The following is a 17,517-nucleotide window of genomic DNA, read 5'->3' on the forward strand; positions in this document are numbered from 1 at the left end:
CGGTAGCCGCGGGCACCCACCCGTCGGGGCGCTTGCCGGGTATCTTCTGGCCCACCCGTTGTGCTTCCTGCGCGGCGTGGTACGTCTGCTGTGCGATGCGGATGGCGGCACCGGAATTCGTGGCCGTTCCGGTGAAGACGTGGACTCCGCTGTCTCCGGTGATGCTTCGCATGGGAACGTTGACCTCGTAGTAAGGCACGTCTCTGCCTCCTTTCAGGCGCCGACGGCCCGTGTGGGGGAGTGCGGAAGGCAAGCTTCTTGCCGGGAAAGGCTGGTGTCGGGATTTGTCGTCGCGCGTCGACGGGAAGTCACGCCATGGAAGCTCCGTGAGGGTGTCCGCGCCGCTGCCGCGTCGGTTTGTCGAGCCGTGCTCGGCCAGTTAATCTCCGTGCGCATGACCACCAAGCCCGCGCTCAGCCGTGTACGGCTGAAGCCGGAGGAGCGCAGGGCCCAACTGATCGACATCGGTCTTCGCCTGCTCACCACCAGGCCCATCCACGAGATGTCCATCGATGAGGTGGCTGCCGAGGCGGGAATCTCCCGAGGGCTGCTCTTCCACTACTTCCCGACCAAACGGGACTACTACGTCGCCGTCGTCCAGGCGGGGAACCGTCGGCTGCTTCTGCACGCGACCGCCCCCGAAGGGGGGACCCACGCGGAACGGGTGCGCCGTATCGTCGATGGTTTCGTGTCGTTCATGCAGCGGCGCAAGGACAACTACGTGGCCGTGGTGCGGGCGGCTGCCGGCGGGGACGAGCTGGTGCTCAAGGTCTTCGAAGAGAACCGCCGCATCCTGGCCGACCGGGTACTGCAGGCTGCGGGGGTCCCCGCTCCCACGCCGTTGCACCGGTTGGTCGCGCGCGGCTGGCTGGCCATGGCGGAGGAGATGGCCATCAGTTCCACCGTCGAGGTCATCACCAAGGACGACCTCGTCGACCTGCTCGTGAGCGGCCTGGAACAGATCATGGAGCGGAACGGTGCGCCGCTGGCCGGTTCTTGACCCCGGTCGGACGGACACGCGGGGCTGTTCTTTCGAAGCGCGGGGCCTTGGCCCGCTGTGTCGCTCGTTCGGTCCTGCCGATCCGGGTTCCTGCGTACAGCTCGTCATCCCCGATGGTGAACCCTGTCGGTGTGGGTGCCGGCGTCCCGTCTTTGCGGTATGAGGTCAGGCTGGCGTACCGGGCCCGTCTGAGTTCGGTGGGAATTCTCCGGCCGCCGGGCCGTTCGGCAGGGGGTGACGTTCGCCCTGTCGTGTGACGCGCGCCCGGCGGAGGTCGTCGTGCGCGGTCTGGTGTACGCCTGGCCGTTCCGGCGGGGCGCGCACGCCGCCGTCGCCGGTGACGTCTCGCGGTGGTGGAGAAGCGCGACCGGGGTCTTTCTCTACCGCTGTCTGCGGTCTCGACGTCTCCGTCCAGGGTGGCGCGAGGCGGGTTGGTCGCGTGCTTCGAGCCGGAGCCCACAAGTCGTTCGGAGGCGAGAGCGTGCGAGGGGCGCTTCGTGTCGGAGGGACGGTTCGGTGGTCGAGGGCGAACTCGGCGGGGACGGATCATTGGCGCACTTGATGTGTGCGTCGTGTACATTACCCACCGGAGTGAGCGGCGTCAACATTGAGTGACGCGTGCGGATCTGCCGCACGAGGCGGGTCTTGGATCCGGTCGAGCGGTGCTCGGTGGCTTGTCGAGCATCGCTCAACAAGCTAGGGTCTGCGGCCATGACCGAGAGATCCGTACCGGTCGGTATGTGACTGGGGCCGGAGAGCGCCCTGACGCGGCCGACCGGCGCCGGCCTCCGCATGACCGCCGCGCAATCCATTCACCAGATGTCATGAACCGGCGTTGCGGGTCCTTGAAAGCGACCGCCGTACCCTGACCGGCCAGGCGCTTCAAGCCGCGAGAATCCGCGCTCACCACGCTTGTCGCCCGACCGGGGCAGGGGGGTGACCATCGGTTCTGCTGTCGATCGCGCGCCTGCCTGGGCCGGGCGGCGGGCTCGGTCCACACATTGGCTCTCTTACTGAGCAGTGCTCGACAGGATGGAAGTGCATGGACTCCGGACGCTCGCCCAAGACGCGCGAGTACATCGACCGCGTCAGCGGATTCATGGGGTCGCACGTCCTGCCGCGCGAGCGGGAGTACCTTGTCGCGCTGCGGGACCAGGAGGACCGCTGGGCGTCCATCCCTTCGGTGGTCGACGAGTTGAAGGCCAGGGCCGAGACCATTGGGTTGTGGAACCTGTTCCTTCCCGACAGCACGCACGGTGCCGGTCTGACCCATGTCGAGTACGCGCCCCTCGCCGAACTCGTGGGCCGCTCGCTGATCGCACCGGAGGTCTTCAACTGCAACGCACCCGACGCCGGGAACGCCGAGGTTCTGCTCCACCACGGAAGCGACGAGCAGCGCCGGCGATGGATGGAGCCGCTGCTGCGCGGCGAGATCCGTTCGGTCTTCTGCATGACCGAGCCGGACGTCGCCTCCTCCGACGCGGCCAACACGGCGGCCACCGCCGTTGTCGACGGGGACACGATCGTCCTCAACGGCCGCAAGTGGTGGAGCACCGGCATCGGGCACCCGGACTGCCGGTTCGCCGTCTTCATGGGGCTGACCGAACCTGACGCCCCGCGTCACGCCCGGCACTCCGTGGTCCTGGTGCCGCTCGACACCCCGGGCGTACGAGTGGAGCGAATGCTGCCGGTGTACGGCTATCTCGACGAGCCCTACGGTCACGGCGAAGCGACCTTCTCCGACGTCCGACTCCCGCTCGACGCGGTCATCGCCGGCCCCGGGCGAGGCTTCGAGATCGCCCGGGGCAGGCTCGGACCCGGTCGCATCCACCACTGCATGCGGCTGATCGGGCTCGCCGAGAACGCGCTGGAACTGGCTTGTCGGCGAGCGGTGTCCCCCACCGCCTTCGGCAAGCCGCTCAGCGACCTGGGAGGCAATCGCGAGCGCATCGCCAGGGCCAGGATCGCGATCGGCCAGGCACGGCTCCAAGTCCTCCACGCCGCATGGCTCCTGGACACCGCGGGTCCGGCCGTCGCCGTCGGCGAGTCGTCCCAGGTCGAGGCGGCCGTTCCCGCGATGGCCTGCGAGGTGATCGACATGGCGATCCAGCTCCACGGCGGTGCGGGCCTGCCCGACGACTTCCCGCTCGCTTCCGCCATGGCCGCCGCCCGCGCGCTGCGCCTGGCCGACGGCCCCGACGAGGTGCATCTCGGCGTCGTGGCCCGGGCCGAACTCGGCCGGTACCGCATTCGGGAGGCGGCATGAGCAGGCGCGTCCTCATCACCGGCGGAGCCTCCGGCCTGGGCCGTGCCCTCGTGGAGCGCTACGCCGCCGCCGGAGACCGCGTCCTGGCCGCGGACCGCGACCGGCCCGGCGAACCGCTTCCCGGCGCGGTCTCGTTCCTCCGGCTCGACGTCCGACTCCACGACGACCGGCAGCGCGCCCTGCGCTGGTGCGAGAGCCATTGGGGCGGCCTGGACGTCTTGGTCAACAACGCAGGAGTGGCAGCCGCCGGACGCGTCGAAGACCTCCGGAACGACGACTGGGACTGGATTCTCGACATCAATCTCAAAGGCGTCGCCCAGGGCTGCCGGACCTTCGTGCCGCTCTTCAAACAGCAGGGCGGCGGTCACATCGTCAACATCGCCTCCTCGGCCGGACTGCTCAACATGCCTGGCGCAACCTCGTACAACGCCTCGAAGGCCGCCGTCATCTCCCTGTCCGAGACCATCCGGCAGGAGCTGGCTCCTTTCGGTATCCGTGCCACCGTCGCCTGCCCCGGCCCCTTCCGCACCGGCCTCAGGGCGGAGCTGCACAGCCCCGACCCCGAGCTGGCCGAAATCGCCGACCGGGAGGTCAGACAGAGCCTCCATACTGCGGAGCAGGTGGCCGGGCGAATCGCCCACGCGGTCGACAAGGGGCACTTCCTCGTCCTCACCCGCCCCACGGACCGGCGCGCCCTGTGCCTCAAGCGGCTGTTCCCGCGCGTGGCGGACGCGCGAGCCGCGAAGAAGTGGCGGCGCACGTCCGCAGAGCTCGAATCCCGGCACCCGCAGAAGCGAAGGAGGGCGGCATGAGCCCGAGGGGAAAGCCGACGGTCACCGGAGCGGACCGATGAACGACACCGACCGGAGCGCGGTCCGCGCGGAGGACGCCTTCGACGTCGAAGGCGTACATGCCTGGCTGGAACGGCACGTGGAGGGCCTTTCGAGCCCCGCCCCCGACGTCGTCCAGTTCACGGGCGGCGCGTCGAACCTCACGTACCTGCTGAGCTGCCCGCATCTCGGGAGGGAGCTGATCCTGCGCCGTCCGCCGGCGGGCGGGAAGGCCGGCTCCGCGCACGACGTGGCCCGTGAGTACCGCGTCCAGGAGGCGCTGAAGCCCGTCTTCCCGCTCGTCCCCGAGGTCCGGGCGCTGTGTCGGGATCCATCCGTCATCGGCACCGACTTCTACGTCATGGACAAGGTGCCCGGAGTCGTCCTGCGCGGCAGGCCGCCACGCGGCATGGACCTGTCGCCCGGCAGGGCGCGGGCACTGTCGGAGACCTTCGTCGACACGCTCGCCGATCCGCACCGGATCGACCCCGCGGCGGCCGGTCTCGCCGACCTCGGCAGGGGAGCGGGGTACGTTCGCCGGCAGGTGGAGGGCTGGACTCGCCGCTACGAGCGGGCCCGCACCTGGAACACACCGAGCTTCCGACGCGTGACGGCCTGGCTCGCCGAGCACCGGCCCGACGATGCCGCTCTCCGCGTCGTCCACAACGACTGGCGCCTGGACGACTTCGTCCTCGACGAGAAGAGTCTGCGGGTCACCGGAGTGCTCGACTGGGAACTGGCCACCCTGGGCGACCCGCTGATGGACCTCGGCAGCGCCCTCGCGTACTGGGTGCAGGCCGACGACGGTCGCGCGGCCCGGGCGATGCGCCGCCGGCCCAGCCGTCTGCCGGGCATGCTCACCCGGACCGAGATCGTCGAGCGGTACCGCGACCGGACAGGCCTGTCCACCGACGACTGGCCCCTCTACGAGGTCTTCGGCCTCTTCCGGCTCGCGGTGATCGCCCAGCAGATCTACCACCGCTACCACCACGAGCAGACCCGTAATCCGGCCTTCCGCAACCTCTGGCCGGCCGTCCACTACCTCGACCACCGCTGCCGCACCACCATCCGCCGCGCCCGCGGCGGCTGACAGGCCGGAGTACCGTCATGCCCCTCATCTGTCTCGTCCGTCACGGCCAGGCCTCTTCCGAGGCGAAGGACTACGACGTCCTGTCCGGCTCCGGTCGCGCCCAGGCTGCCGCCGTCGGCCGGGAACTCGCCCGCCGAGGCCTGCGCGACCCGCACCTCGTCGCCGGAACCCTGACCCGCCAGCGCGACACGGCCCGCATCGCCGCCGAGGCGGCCGGATTCCGAGGAGCCCTCCACCAGGACGCGCGCTGGAACGAGTACGACCACCTCGCCCTGCTGGACCGCTATGCACCGCCGCCCATCGGGGAGCGGTCCGTGCAGGATCTGCTCGACCACGCCCTGGCGGCATGGATGAAGGATCCCGACCCCGCCGGGGGCGAGGTCTGGCCCGTGTTCGCCGAGGGCGCTCGCGCCGCGCTGGCCGAGCTGCCGGCCGCGCTCGGCCGAGGACGCGACGCCGTCGTGTTCACCTCGGCAGGTCCGCTCGCCGCCGTGTGCGGCGCGCTGCTGGCGCTGCCGGACGAAGGAGTGGTCGCGCTCAACCGCGTCACGGTCAACGCCTCCGTCACCACCCTGGCGGTGGGCGGATCCGGGACCACCCTCCTGACCTTCAACGAGCACGCGCACCTCGCCGGTGACCGACGCCGACTGGTCACCTACCGGTGAAGCCGCCGGACCGTGCCCGCACGGAGCGCTCCCGCGGTCGCGCGTCAGCCTGCCGGGGTCGTCTCCCGCAGGGCCGGGGAGACGGCGAACAGGGCGAACACGGAGGCGCGGACCCGGTCGGCGACGGCCTCGGGAGTGGAGGTGTCGAGCTTGCCGTCGAGGTGCAGGAAGGCCAGGCCGTGGACGAGGGCCCACACCGTGGTCGCCAGGGCGTCGGTGTCGTCGACGCCGGGGAAGGCGTCGCGGACGATGCCGTGGACGTACTCGGAGATGGCGGCGGTCGCGGCGACCCGCTCCTCGCTGGTGGGGTCGCAGGGCTCGGCGAACATCGCCCGGAACAGGGCCGGATGCTCCAGGGCGAACCGGACGTAGACCACGGCCACGGCGGCCAGGTCGTCCGGTGTCGACGGAGCGGGATGGGCTGCCGCCAGGTGCTCGGCGAGTTCGCGGTAGCCCTCGGCGGCCACCGCGGACACGAGTGCCTCGCGGTCCGCGTAGTGACGGTAGGGGGCGGTCGCCGAGACTCCGGCGCGGCGCGCGACCGCGCGCAGCGAGAGGCCCGCGCTGCCGTCCTCCTCGAGGAGTTCCCGTGCCGCCCGCAGGCAGGCGGCACGCAGATCACCGTGATGGTACGTGCTGTTCTGTGACATGGGTCACACTCACTCTCCCTGTGTCCACTGCTTGCTCGTCCGTCAAATGTAAATGGTGCATACATCCTAAATGATCGAAAAGGAAGAAGGAACCGGGATGACCGACGAGCTGTTCTCTCCGCTGCTGCTCCGCTCCGGGCGGGTGCTGAAGAACCGGATCGGGAAGGCGGCGATGGAGGAGAACATGGCCGGGACCGGCCAGCTCCCCGACGAGCGCATCCTCACGCTGTACCGGCGCTGGGCCGCCGGCGGCGCCGGACTGCTGATCACCGGCAACGTCATGGTCCACGCCGAGGCGCTGACCGCCCCCGCCGGCGTCGTGCTCGACGAGTACTCGCCCCTCAAGCCCTTCGTGGAATGGGCGAAGGCCGGGAAGTCCGGCGGGGGCGTGATGTGGATGCAGATCAACCACCCCGGCCGCCAGGTGGCCTCCGGCATGCCCGGTGTCGTGTGGGGCCCGTCCGACGTCGGCGTCAGCCTGGGCAGGCACAGCAGCCGCTTCGGCAAGCCGACGGCCATGACCCCGCGGCAGATCGACGACACGGTGACGAGGTTCGCCGTCACGGCCCACCGGGCCGAGAAGGCCGGCTTCGACGGCGTCGAGATCCACGCCGCGCACGGTTACCTCCTCTCGCAGTTCCTCTCCCCGCTGGTCAACAAGCGGACCGACCAGTGGGGCGGGTCCCTGGAGAACCGGGCCCGGATGCTGCTCGATGTCGTCTACGCCATCCGCAGCGCTGTCTCTCCGTCCTTCGCGGTCGCGGTCAAGCTCAACTCCGCCGACTTCCAGCGCGGCGGCTTCGACGCCGACGACGCCCGCCGGGTCATCGCCATGCTCGAACCCCTCGGCGTCGACCTGGTCGAGCTCTCCGGCGGCAGCTACGAGAGCCCCGCCATGACCGGCCGTCCCGCCGACACCCGCACCCAGGCACGCGAGGCGTACTTCCTCGACCTGGCCAAGGACCTCGTGCGGACCAGCCCGATCCCTTTGATGCTCACCGGCGGCATCACCCGCCGCGTCACCGCCGAGCGGGTGCTCTACAACGGGGTGGCGGTCGTCGGCATGGGCACCGCCATCACCCTCACCCCGGACCTCCCCCTGCGCTGGCGGGACCACCGCGAGGCGGACCGCATGATGGAGCCGGTGACCTGGTCGGACAAGGCGCTCGCCGCCGCCGCGAGCATGGCCAGGGTGCGCCACCAGATGCGCCGCCTCGCCCGAGGACGCGGGACGAGCCCCGGCGCCAGCCCGACGCTCGCCCTGATCTCCGAGCGCCGCAAACAGCGCCGCGCCCTGCGCGACTACCGCGCCTGGCTGGCCGCGACGCGAAGGGCCGGGACGAAGTGAACCGTCCGGCGCGGCCCGGACGCCCGGGTGGCGTCCCGGCGTCGCGCCGGACGGTGTCGTTCGGTGCCGAGCGTTCAGCGGAAACCGGCCGCCTTCATGATCTTGAGCGCGTTGGTGAGGAGCGAGGCCCAGGTCTCGGGGCTGATACCCGAGGGCGGGTAGAAGCCCTGGACACGCTGGTGGGCGACGGTCTGGGGTTCGGTGTACTTGAGGATGCCGTCGGCGCCGTGGCGGCGGCCGAGGCCGGAATCGCCCATGCCGCCCATGGGGGCGTCGACGCTGCCCCAGGCGGCGGCGAAGGCCTCGTTGACGTTGACGGTCCCGGCGTGGACGCGGGCGGCGACGGCCCGGCCCCGGGCCCCGTCGCGGGACCAGACGCTGGCGTTGAGGCCGTAGGCCGTGGCGTTCGCCTGCGTGACCGCGTCGTCGACGTCGCGGAAGGCGTAGACGGAGACGACGGGCCCGAAGGTCTCGTGGGAGTGCAGCGTCATGTCGGGGGTGACGTCGGTGAGGACGGTCGGCTCGTAGAAGAGGGGGCCGAGGTCGGGGCGGGCCTTGCCGCCGGCCAGGACGGTGGCGCCCTTGGCCACGGCGTCCTCGACGTGCTCGGTGACCGTCTTGAGCTGGGCGGGGGTGGTGAGGCTGCCGACGTCGACGCTGTAGTCGTACGCGGCGCCGATCTTGAGCTTCTCGGTGCGGGCGACGAACGCGGCGACGAACTCGTCGCGGATCGACTCGGCCACGTACAGGCGCTCGACGGAGATGCAGAGCTGTCCGGCGGAGGGGAAGCAGGCGGCCACGGCGCCGTCGGCGGCCTTCTCGATGTCGGCGTCCTCCAGGACGATCATCGGGTTCTTGCCGCCGAGTTCGAGGGAGGCGCCGATCAGGCGCCGGCCTGCGTCGCTCGCGATCTGGCGTCCGGTGGCGGTGGAGCCGGTGAACATCATGTAGTCGGCGTTGTCCATCAGCGCGCCGCCGATGGAGCTGCCCCGGCCGATCACCATCTGCCACACGCCCTCGGGCAAACCCGCCTCGTACATCAGGTCCATCGACCACAGCGCGGTCAGCGCGGTCTGGGTGTCGGGCTTCTGCACGACGGCGTTGCCGGCCATGAGGGCGGCGATGGTGTCACTGGCGGCCATGCTCAGCGGGTAGTTCCACGGCGAGACGACGGTGACGACGCCCTTGGGGTGGCGCAGCTCGGTGGTGTGGGTGAGCAGCGGGATCGCGCCGCGCCGCCGCTTGGGATTGAGGTACTTGGCGGCGTTGCGCGCGTAGTAGCGCGAGACGATGCCGATGTCGACGACCTCCAGGAAGGCGTCGCGGCGTGTCTTGCCGTTCTCGGCCTGCATCAGGTCGAGGGCCTGGTCCTGACGGGCCAGGACGAGGTCGTGGTAGCGCAGCAGGACCTTCTTGCGCTCCGCGATCGGGGTGGCGGCCCAGGCCTTCTGCGCGGTGCGGGCGCGGACGAACGCGTCCTCGACGTCCTCGGGGGTGGAGACGGGGAGGTCGGCCAGCGGGACACCGGTGTAGGGGGCGGTGGTGGTGACGCGCGCGGCGTTCGGCGCGGCCGAGACCCGGGCGGTCAGGCGCTGGAGGAAGGAGGGGGTGACGGTCGCGGGAAGGCTCGGACCGCGGGTGGTCGTCGGGGCGGCGGATGCGATGGCCATGGCGGGACTCCTCTGTTACTTGCTGCGGCTCTGGATCGAGGTGGGGACCGGCATGTGCAGGGCGGCCTGACCCTCGGTCATGACGTCGAACTGCACGGTCCGCTTCGGCTGGAGCGAGCGAAGGTCGTCGGACATGCGGCCCTGTCCGAGCTGGAGGGTGATGCCCTTGGCGCTGCGCGTCGTGCCGGCGTTCAGGACGTTGGTCTGGTTCAGCGTGGAGTGCCAGGCGCCGTCGATCGTCGTGTACGAGGTGAGCGAGCCGACCCGCTCACCGCTCGGGTGGGCCTTCTGGGCCGGGGTGTCCGCCAGGAGCGCCAGGTCGACGCCGCCGGAGTCGTTGGCCACGCGCGCGGTGGTGCGGTGGTGGTCGATGGAGACGTCGAGGTCGGTGACCCACTTGGGGAAGCCGTAGCCGTCGTGGCCCCGGACCTGTGCGATCTGCGAGTTCACCGGCAGGGACAGGACGTAGGAGTGCAGGTGCTCGTTCTTCAGGCCGGAGACGAGGTCGAAGAAGCCGAGTTTGCCGTGCCGGGCGGGCTTGACGGCGATGCCGACGGCGGCCTCGGTGTAGAAGTCGATGTCGCACACGTCGTAGCGGAAGAACATCACCGACACCAGCCCGAGGCCGGGCGCGACCTCCAGCGGGGAGAGCTCCTCGGGCAGCCGGGCGCGGATCGCACGGGTGGGCGCGAGCATCGTCAGCCGGGCGGACGACATCGCGTAGTAGAAGTTCGGGGTCAGCGTGGGACCGATCGGCGAGTCGACCTTGATCTTCGGCAGCTGCCGGAAGAAGTCCACCCCGCTGACGCGCGGGTCGCGGGCGATCGCGTCCAGGTCGGGGTTCATCCGGTAGCGGTCGTACAGGCCGTCCTGGGGCACGGTGACCTCACGGCCTCCCAGGTCGACCTTGACGGTGTCCTTCTGAGTCGAAGACATGGGGGAGTTCCTCACTCTGATGTGTGCAGCGTATACATGACTGTAGAGTTCAATGTTTGCAGGGTCAACACTGTGGGGGGTGCGAGATCGCAACGAATTCAAGGGCGAATTCGAGGGGGGCGGGCGAGGTGCTCATCCGCCCTTTCCCAGGCGACGGTGTGCGGTGAAGAGGATGCTGGACCACAGAGTGGCGACGGCTCCGGGCGGGGCCTCCGTCGGGGGAGGGGGCGGCACGGGAGCGGGGGAGGCCGGTGTGCCGTGGACGCCGCCCGGCCCGCCCTCGTCCGTGCGGCTGCCGACATCCTGGGTTGGCTTCGGATGGGCCGATTCCGGGTGGGCCGGCTTCGAACGGGCCGGTTTCGAGCGGCCGGGTTCCGGGTGGATCGGTCAGGCCTTGCTCCGGGGCTTGGCCAGCCAGGTGCGGTAGTCGCGCAGGGCCTTGCGCTGCCTGCGCTGTTCGGAGATCAGGGCGATCGCGGGGTGGGTGCCGGGCCTGGGGTGGCCGCCCCGGGCGAGGCGGCGCATCTGGTGGCGGACCTGGGCCATGCTCGCGGCGGAGGCGAGGGCCTTGTCGGACCAGGTCACCGGCCGCATCTGCCGGTCGGCCTCGCGGTCCTGGCGCCAGCGGTCGGGCAGGTCGGGGGTGACGGCGAGGGCGGTGCCCATGCCGACGACCGCCACGCCGCTGTCGAGGACCTTCCGCGCGGTCGCGCGCCGGGTGATGCCGCCGGTGAGCATCAGGGGCAGCGGGCTGGTGGCGGCCAGCTCCTTGGCCAGGTCGAGGAAGTACGCCTCGCGTGCCTGGGTGCGGGTGTCGGTGGAGCGGCCGGTCATGGCGGGGCTCTCGTAGCTGCCGCCGGAGAGCTCGACCAGGTCGACGCCGAGGGGTTCGAGCATGGCGATGACCCGGCGGGCGTCGTCGGCGTCGAAGCCGCCGCGCTGGAAGTCGGCGGAGTTGAGCTTGACCGCGACCGCGAAGGACGGCGGGACGGCGGCCCGGACGGCGCGGACGACGTCGAGGAGCATCCGGGCCCGGTTCTCCAGGGACCCGCCCCACTGGTCGGTGCGCTTGTTGACCAGCGGGGAGAGGAACTGGGACAGGAGGTAGCCATGGGCGGCGTGGACCTCGACGCCGTCGAAACCGGCCTTCTCCGCACGCTGGGCCGTGACGGCGAACCTCGTCACCGTGTCGTCGATCTGCCGCGGGGTCATGGCCGTCGGGCGGCCGAAGCGGCTGCTGTGCCTGCCCAGGCTGACGCCGACGTCGGACGGGCCCCACACCACGCCGGGCATGCCGGAGGCCACCTGGCGGCCGGGGTGGTTGATCTGCATCCACATCACGCCCCCGCCGGACTTCCCGGCCTTCGCCCATTCCACGAAGGGCTTGAGGGGCGAGTACTCGTCGAGCACGACGCCGGCGGGGGCGGTCAGCGCCTCGGCGTGGACCATGACGTTGCCGGTGATCAGCAGCCCGGCACCGCCGGCGGCCCAGCGCCGGTACAGCGTGAGGATGCGCTCGTCGGGGAGCTGGCCGGTCCCGGCCATGTTCTCCTCCATCGCCGCCTTCCCGATCCGGTTCTTCAGCACCCGCCCGGAGCGCAGGGGCAGTGGTGCGAACAGTTCGCCGGTCATTCCGTTCTCTCTTCCCTCGTGAACGTTTTCGATGTGTGCACCACTCACATTAACGCATGGATGTAATCAACGTAAACATCGAGGGATGTGTGCTGCGTCGCAGACGGACGACGGGCCCGGACGATGGTCCGGGCCCGTGTCGGGGGTGCGGGTTCAGCTGTCGTGAAGTGCGCGGGTGAGGAAGTCGACGGCCAGTTTGCGGGCGACGTTCGCGGCGCGGGTGTCGCGGAGGCTGTCGAGGAGGAGGAAGTCGTGGACCATGCCGGCCACGCGCACGGAGGTCACGTCGACGCCGGCCTCGCGGAGTTTGTTGGCGTACTGCTCGCCCTCGTCGCGCAGGACGTCGGCCTCGTCGGTGATGACCAGGGTGGTGGGCAGGCCCTTGAGCCGGTCCAGAGAAGCCTGGAGCGGGGAGGCGTACACCTCCGTGCGCTGTCCCGGCTCGGAGTACTGGTCCCAGAACCACTTCATGCCGTCGCGGGTGAGGTAGTAGCCCTCGGCGAACTGGAGGTAGGAGGGGGTGTCGAAGTCGGCGTTCGTCACCGGGTAGAGCAGGACCTGCGCCTTGAGGTCGATCCCGCCGCGCTCCTTGTTCATCAGCGCGAACACCGCCGACATGCAGCCGCCGACGGACTCGCCGGTGACGGCGATCCGGGAGGTGTCCAGGCCGTGTTCGGCGCCGTGCTCCAGGACCCACTGCCCCACGGCGTAGTTCTGCTCGACCTGGGTGGGGTACTTCGCCTCGGGTGCGCGGTCGTAGACGGGGAAGACACCCGCGGCGCCCGCTCCGACGGCCAGTTCGCGGAAGAGGCGGTCGTGGGTCTTGTCGTCGCCGAAGACCCAGCCGGCGCCGTGGATGTAGAAGGCCACCGGCAGCGGGCTGGTGGACCCGGCGGGCCGGATGATGCGGGTGCGGACCGTGCCCCACTCGCCCGCGTCCACGTCGACCCACTCCTCGTCGACCTCGGGGCGGGGCACGCTCTCGTCGCTCTGCAGGCCGAGCAGGATGTCGCGGCCCTTCTCCGGGGGGACCTCGTAGATCCGCGGATGGGGATCGGTCGCCTCGCACAGCTCCTTCGCCGCCGGTTCGAGATGGGGAGTGATCGGAGGAGGAAGATCGGTCATGTCCGCTCCATGTCACGGGCACACGAGTGCCCTGTTCGCACGGCCTCGCCGGCCGCGGCTGTGGCCCCGCCCCGGGCGTCGCGCCCGCCTCCATCGTTCGCGCCCCTTTTGCCCTCCGCAACCCGGCCTCCGGCCCCGACGCAGACTCTCTTCGCGACGCTGCCCGCTCGCCTTCCGCGGGGCGGGCGGGCAGCGTCGCGGACCGTGCGGACCCGGGGTGCGGTGCCCCGGGGAAGGGGCCGGTCAGGCGTGGGGGAACCGTACGAACCCGAACACGTCGTCGACGAGGGCGGCGAGGGAGAGGTCCGTGCCGCCGTCGGCCCAGCGCACGAGGGCGACGTCGAAGCAGCCCAGCGCGGTGTTGATCATCGTATGGGCCCTGAGCTCCGCGTCGGGACCGCCGGAACCGTTCGGACCGTCGCCCCCGATCCGGGACGCGATCTCGGGTGTGAGGGCGTCGGTCCAGGCCAGGTGCTTCTCCAAGTAGCGCGCGCGCAGGCCGGGCGTGTGGCAGATGACGCGGGTCGCCCGCTTCCAGCGCCCCTCGTCGGCGTCCATCTGGAGCGCCGCCGTACGGAAGGTGGCGCGCAGCGCGTCCCAGGCGGGGGCGTCGTCGATGTGTCGGAGGAGTTCGTCCCGCACCTCCTCGGCGGAGGGGATGCGGTCGCCGAAGACGACGTCCTCCTTGTTGCTGAAGTAGCGGAAGAAGCTGCGCTGGGAGATGCCCGCCGCCGCGACGACGTCGGCCACGGTGACCTGGTCGAAACCCCTGCTGTCGAAGAGGTCGAGAGCGGTGTCGGCCAGGGCTTCGGTGACGGCCCGGCGGGTCTTCATGCGCAGGCCGGGTGCGGTGTTCTCCCTCATGCGGAAAGGCTAACAGTGCCAGACTTGGCAGTCTGTGCCAGAACTGGCGTACTGTGTCATTCGTGAGGTGCGAGGCCTTGAGCGGGCGCCGGTCGCCCGTGCCCCTCCTGGGGCGGATGATGATTCAAGGCCGTCTGCGCCGTATATCGGCAGATGCGTGTCCACCGCTTCGGCGGCGGGACCGTCTCGGCAGGAGGAGGGTCCGTGGTGACCAGGGTGTTGTTCGTTGTGTCCGCGGCCGATCGCTGGACGTTGCGGGACGGGGAAGTACATCCGTCGGGCTTCTGGGGCGAGGAGCTGGCGATGCCGCACAAGATCTTCTCCCGGGAGGGGTGGGACATCACCCTCGCCACCCCGGGCGGGAAGGTCCCGACGCTCGACCGGCTGAGCATGTCGAAGACGGCCGGGTGGCCTTCGAAGCTGCGTGAGGTGGCCGCGTACCTGGACTCGATCCAGGACGAGCTGAACAGCCCCCGGTCACTGGACGACATCGACCCGGACGACTTCGACGTGGTGTTCTACCCGGGCGGGCACGGCCCGATGGAGGACCTGTCGGTCGACCCGGTCTCCGGCGCGCTGCTGACCCGGGTCCTCGCGTCGGGCAAGCCGCTGGCGCTGCTGTGCCACGCGCCGGCGGCGGCGTTCGCGGCGGAGAACGAGGACGGGTCGTGGCCGTTCACCGGCTACCGGATGACGGGCCTCTCGAACCTGGAGGAGAAGTTCAACAGCTTCGGCCGCAAGGCGATCTGGCTCCTCGAGGACCGGCTGCGGGAGAGCGGAGCGGAGTACTCCAAGGCCCGCCTCCCGCTCAGGCCGTACGTGGTGGTCGACCGCAACCTGTACACCGGGCAGAACCCACCGTCCTCCGAACGCCTCGCCGAACGCATCGTCGCCGACGTGAACGCCACCGCGGCGCGCTGAAGCCCGGTACGCATACCGCCCCCACGGCCCCATACGCACACCACCCCGCCCCACCGCCCGGAAGGCTCGCGCCCATGACCGGCACCACCGTGTTCACGGCCCAGCGGGACCAGGACATACCGGAGACCGTCGTACGGCTCCGGGCCGCCTTCGACGCCGGCGTCACCCGGCCGGCGGCCTGGCGCCGACGCCAGCTCCACGCCCTGCGGCGCCTCCTCAAGGACCACACCCCGGCCATCGAGGAGGCCCTCTACGACGACCTGCGCAAGGGCCGCACCGAGTCGCACCTCACCGAGATCGGCGGCGTCCTGGCCGAGATCGAGCACGCCCTGCGCCACCTCGACCGCTGGATGCGGCCCCGACGGGTCGCCGTACCGATGAACATCAAACCGGCGACGGCCCGCGTCCACCCCGAACCCCTCGGCGTCTGCCTGATCGTCGCGCCCTGGAACTATCCGCTGACGCTCACGCTGAACCCGCTGGTCGGCGTGCTGGCCGCCGGCAACGCGGCCGTCGTCAAACCCAGTGAACTGGCCCCCGCCACCAGCGCCCTGCTCGCCGACCTCCTGCCCCGCTGCCTGGAAGCCGTCGCCGTCGTCGGAGGAGCGGTCGAGGAGACGACCCTGCTGCTCGCACAGCGCTTCGACCACATCTTCTACACGGGCAACGGCACCGTCGGCCGCGTCGTGGCCGCCGCGGCGGCGAAGAACCTGACCCCCGTCACCCTCGAACTCGGCGGCAAGTCACCCGTCTTCGTCGACGAGACCGCCGACATGGCCGTCACCGCGCGTCGACTCGCCTGGGGCAAGTTCACCAACGCGGGGCAGACCTGCGTCGCTCCCGACTACGTCCTCGTCACCCGCGCCGCCCGCGACCCGCTGCTGGCCGCGCTGCCGGGCGCCGTCCGGCAGATGTTCGGACACGACCCCCGTACCAGCTCCGACTACGGGCGCATCGTCAACGACCGGCACTTCCGGCGCCTGACCGGCCTCATGGCGGAGGGCGACCTCCTCACCGGAGGCGACCACGACGCCGGGGAACGCTACATCGCCCCCACCGTCCTGACCGACGTGCCGCCCGGTGCCCCCGCCATGTCGGAGGAGATCTTCGGCCCGATCCTCCCCGTCCTGACCGTACGGGACGTCCACGAGGCCGTCGACTTCATCAACGCCCGGGACAAGCCCCTCTCCCTGTACGCGTTCACCCGCGACAAGAAGGCCTGGCGGACCCTCCTGGAGGAGACCTCGTCCGGAGGGCTCGTCCGCAACGCCCCGATGATCCACCTCGGCGTGCCCAACCTGCCGTTCGGCGGCGTCGGCGAATCCGGCACGGGCGCCTACCACGGCAGGACGTCCTTCGACACCTTCAGCCACCACAAGCCGGTCCTCTCCAAGCCCACGTGGCCCGACACCCTCCGCCTCGTCTACGCGCCCCACACCTCCCGGTCCTTCGCGCTCATCGCCAAGACCGTGTCCCGGACCCATCCGCTCCTGGGAAGGAAGCGATGACCGGCCGCATCATCCTGCTCGGCGCCACCGGCTACACCGGGGACCTCGTCCTCGACGCCCTGCTCCGCAGGGGCGTCAGGCCGACGGTGGCCGGCCGCGACCCCGCCGCACTGGCGGCCCTCGCCGAACGCTCCGGCGGCCTCGACCACCTGGTCGTCGACGCCGCCACCCCCGACGACCTGAGGAAGCACCTGCGCCGCGGCGACGTGCTGATCACCACCGTCGGCCCCTTCGAACGCTTCGGCCTCCCCGTCGCGCAGGCCGCCGCCGACGAGGGAGCCCACTACCTCGACTCCAGCGGCGAAGTCGGATTCGTCCGCACCCTGCACGCCCGGCACCATCACCGCGCCCGCGAGACCGGCGCGGTGATGCTGCCCGCCTTCGGATACGACTACGTGCCGGGCTTCCTCACCGCCGCCCTCGCCCTCCGGAAGGCGGGACCGGCCGCGCGGGCCGTCGACATCGGCTACTTCGCCGACGGTCCCATCCGACGCGGCATCAGTCAGGGCACGCGCACCACCATGCGCGACGGCCTGATCCTGCCCTCGGCGCGCTGGTACCGGCACCGGCTCGTCGACGAACGCACCGCCTCCCGCGTCCACCGCTTCACCGTGCGGGGGCCGCCGCAGGTCCGCGTTCCTCGTCTCCGGCACCGAAGTCCTCTTCCTGCCCGAGAGTTCCCGTCCCTCGACGCCGTCACGGTCTACAACGGCTGGTTCCCCGAACTCAGCCGTCTCCTCTCCTTGTACTCGGCCCTCGCAACGCCGCCGCACGCCTCCCGGCGGGCGACCGGATCACCGACGTGCTGACCCGCCCCCTGCTGGCGGGCCCGCCGGGCGGTCCCGACGCCGCCCTGCGCGCGCGGATCCCCTCCCACGTCGTCGCCGTCGTCTCCGGGGGAGCCCGGGGTCGGACCCCGCTCGCGGAGGTCCACCTGGAGGGACCCCCGGCGTCGGCCCCGTCACCGCCTTCGGGCTCGACGTGCTCCGCCACGGTTGCGCCGAACTCGGAC

Annotated in this window: 15 protein-coding genes; 9 read left to right on the forward strand and 6 right to left on the reverse strand. The window is 70.9% G+C overall.

Annotated features, from left to right (window positions below; genetic code table 11):
- Positions 1–394: 394 nt before the first annotated feature.
- The 5 genes from ACFY7E_RS12635 (at position 395) to ACFY7E_RS12655 (ending at position 5,851) form a co-directional block, all read left to right on the forward strand.
- Positions 395–1,000, forward strand: a complete 606-nt coding sequence (locus tag ACFY7E_RS12635; protein ID WP_389483813.1) for a TetR/AcrR family transcriptional regulator — start codon at positions 395–397, stop codon at positions 998–1,000.
- A 1,042-nt stretch (positions 1,001–2,042) separates the two neighbouring features.
- On the forward strand, positions 2,043–3,266 hold the full coding sequence (locus ACFY7E_RS12640; protein WP_389483815.1) for an acyl-CoA dehydrogenase family protein: 1,224 nt from the start codon (positions 2,043–2,045) through the stop codon (positions 3,264–3,266).
- Complete coding sequence (locus tag ACFY7E_RS12645; protein ID WP_389483817.1) at positions 3,263–4,078, forward strand: SDR family NAD(P)-dependent oxidoreductase; 816 nt, start codon at positions 3,263–3,265, stop codon at positions 4,076–4,078. The genes ACFY7E_RS12640 and ACFY7E_RS12645 overlap by 4 nt, the downstream gene beginning before the upstream one ends.
- A 37-nt stretch (positions 4,079–4,115) precedes the next feature.
- Positions 4,116–5,186: a phosphotransferase family protein gene (locus ACFY7E_RS12650; RefSeq protein ID WP_389483819.1), complete on the forward strand. Its 1,071-nt coding sequence runs from the start codon at positions 4,116–4,118 to the stop codon at positions 5,184–5,186.
- A 17-nt stretch (positions 5,187–5,203) separates the two neighbouring features.
- Positions 5,204–5,851, forward strand: a complete 648-nt coding sequence (locus tag ACFY7E_RS12655) for a histidine phosphatase family protein (protein WP_389483821.1) — start codon at positions 5,204–5,206, stop codon at positions 5,849–5,851.
- A 44-nt stretch (positions 5,852–5,895) separates the two neighbouring features.
- Here ACFY7E_RS12655 and ACFY7E_RS12660 read toward each other — a convergent pair whose 3' ends face one another.
- A complete protein-coding gene (locus tag ACFY7E_RS12660) occupies positions 5,896–6,501 on the reverse strand; it encodes a TetR/AcrR family transcriptional regulator (protein ID WP_389483824.1) in 606 nt (201 codons plus the stop codon).
- A gap of 97 nt (positions 6,502–6,598) precedes the next feature.
- On the opposite strand from ACFY7E_RS12660, the gene ACFY7E_RS12665 reads away from it, so the two are divergent.
- Positions 6,599–7,849 carry an NADH:flavin oxidoreductase/NADH oxidase family protein gene (locus tag ACFY7E_RS12665; protein ID WP_389483826.1) on the forward strand — a complete coding sequence of 417 codons (1,251 nt, stop codon included), beginning with the start codon at positions 6,599–6,601 and terminating at the stop codon, positions 7,847–7,849.
- Positions 7,850–7,923: 74 nt separating this feature from the next.
- On the opposite strand, the gene ACFY7E_RS12670 is transcribed toward ACFY7E_RS12665, so the two are convergent.
- The 5 genes from ACFY7E_RS12670 to ACFY7E_RS12690 all read right to left on the reverse strand — a co-directional run bounded on the left by ACFY7E_RS12670 (position 7,924) and on the right by ACFY7E_RS12690 (position 14,076).
- Complete coding sequence (locus tag ACFY7E_RS12670; RefSeq protein ID WP_389483828.1) at positions 7,924–9,519, reverse strand: succinic semialdehyde dehydrogenase; 1,596 nt, start codon at positions 9,517–9,519, stop codon at positions 7,924–7,926.
- Between the two features lie 15 nt (positions 9,520–9,534).
- Positions 9,535–10,455 (reverse strand): acetoacetate decarboxylase family protein, encoded by a 921-nt coding sequence (locus ACFY7E_RS12675; RefSeq protein WP_389483830.1) that lies wholly within the window; start codon positions 10,453–10,455, stop codon positions 9,535–9,537.
- A 387-nt stretch (positions 10,456–10,842) separates the two neighbouring features.
- A complete protein-coding gene (locus ACFY7E_RS12680; protein ID WP_389483833.1) occupies positions 10,843–12,087 on the reverse strand; it encodes an NADH:flavin oxidoreductase/NADH oxidase family protein in 1,245 nt (414 codons plus the stop codon).
- 153 nt (positions 12,088–12,240) lie between these two features.
- Positions 12,241–13,212, reverse strand: coding sequence for an alpha/beta hydrolase (locus ACFY7E_RS12685; protein ID WP_389483836.1), 972 nt, complete (start codon positions 13,210–13,212; stop codon positions 12,241–12,243).
- 243 nt (positions 13,213–13,455) lie between these two features.
- Positions 13,456–14,076: a TetR family transcriptional regulator gene (locus tag ACFY7E_RS12690; protein ID WP_389483839.1), complete on the reverse strand. Its 621-nt coding sequence runs from the start codon at positions 14,074–14,076 to the stop codon at positions 13,456–13,458.
- A 207-nt stretch (positions 14,077–14,283) separates the two neighbouring features.
- Here ACFY7E_RS12690 and ACFY7E_RS12695 point away from each other — a divergent pair, with 207 nt between their 5' ends.
- The 3 genes from ACFY7E_RS12695 to ACFY7E_RS12705 all read left to right on the forward strand — a co-directional run bounded on the left by ACFY7E_RS12695 (position 14,284) and on the right by ACFY7E_RS12705 (position 17,314).
- Complete coding sequence (locus ACFY7E_RS12695; RefSeq protein ID WP_389483841.1) at positions 14,284–14,997, forward strand: type 1 glutamine amidotransferase domain-containing protein; 714 nt, start codon at positions 14,284–14,286, stop codon at positions 14,995–14,997.
- 74 nt (positions 14,998–15,071) lie between these two features.
- Complete coding sequence (locus tag ACFY7E_RS12700) at positions 15,072–16,505, forward strand: aldehyde dehydrogenase family protein (RefSeq protein WP_389483844.1); 1,434 nt, start codon at positions 15,072–15,074, stop codon at positions 16,503–16,505.
- Positions 16,502–17,314, forward strand: coding sequence for a saccharopine dehydrogenase NADP-binding domain-containing protein (locus ACFY7E_RS12705; RefSeq protein WP_389483847.1), 813 nt, complete (start codon positions 16,502–16,504; stop codon positions 17,312–17,314). Before ACFY7E_RS12700 ends, ACFY7E_RS12705 begins: the two co-directional genes overlap by 4 nt.
- The last annotated feature ends 203 nt before the right edge of the window (positions 17,315–17,517 follow it).

Source organism: Streptomyces sp. NPDC012825 (assembly GCF_042900925.1).
Lineage (GTDB): Bacteria > Actinomycetota > Actinomycetes > Streptomycetales > Streptomycetaceae > Streptomyces.

Bases quoted from the DNA above. Each gene is read 5' to 3' on its own strand.
- ACFY7E_RS12635 (WP_389483813.1), top strand. From the start codon at position 395: ATGACCACCAAGCCCGCGCTCAGCCGTGTACGGCTGAAGCCGGAGGAG.
- ACFY7E_RS12640 (WP_389483815.1), top strand. From the start codon at position 2,043: ATGGACTCCGGACGCTCGCCCAAGACGCGCGAGTACATCGACCGCGTC.
- ACFY7E_RS12645 (WP_389483817.1), top strand. From the start codon at position 3,263: ATGAGCAGGCGCGTCCTCATCACCGGCGGAGCCTCCGGCCTGGGCCGT.
- ACFY7E_RS12650 (WP_389483819.1), top strand. From the start codon at position 4,116: ATGAACGACACCGACCGGAGCGCGGTCCGCGCGGAGGACGCCTTCGAC.
- ACFY7E_RS12655 (WP_389483821.1), top strand. From the start codon at position 5,204: ATGCCCCTCATCTGTCTCGTCCGTCACGGCCAGGCCTCTTCCGAGGCG.
- ACFY7E_RS12660 (WP_389483824.1), bottom strand. From the start codon at position 6,501: ATGTCACAGAACAGCACGTACCATCACGGTGATCTGCGTGCCGCCTGC.
- ACFY7E_RS12665 (WP_389483826.1), top strand. From the start codon at position 6,599: ATGACCGACGAGCTGTTCTCTCCGCTGCTGCTCCGCTCCGGGCGGGTG.
- ACFY7E_RS12670 (WP_389483828.1), bottom strand. From the start codon at position 9,519: ATGGCCATCGCATCCGCCGCCCCGACGACCACCCGCGGTCCGAGCCTT.
- ACFY7E_RS12675 (WP_389483830.1), bottom strand. From the start codon at position 10,455: ATGTCTTCGACTCAGAAGGACACCGTCAAGGTCGACCTGGGAGGCCGT.
- ACFY7E_RS12680 (WP_389483833.1), bottom strand. From the start codon at position 12,087: ATGACCGGCGAACTGTTCGCACCACTGCCCCTGCGCTCCGGGCGGGTG.
- ACFY7E_RS12685 (WP_389483836.1), bottom strand. From the start codon at position 13,212: ATGACCGATCTTCCTCCTCCGATCACTCCCCATCTCGAACCGGCGGCG.
- ACFY7E_RS12690 (WP_389483839.1), bottom strand. From the start codon at position 14,076: ATGAGGGAGAACACCGCACCCGGCCTGCGCATGAAGACCCGCCGGGCC.
- ACFY7E_RS12700 (WP_389483844.1), top strand. From the start codon at position 15,072: ATGACCGGCACCACCGTGTTCACGGCCCAGCGGGACCAGGACATACCG.
- ACFY7E_RS12705 (WP_389483847.1), top strand. From the start codon at position 16,502: ATGACCGGCCGCATCATCCTGCTCGGCGCCACCGGCTACACCGGGGAC.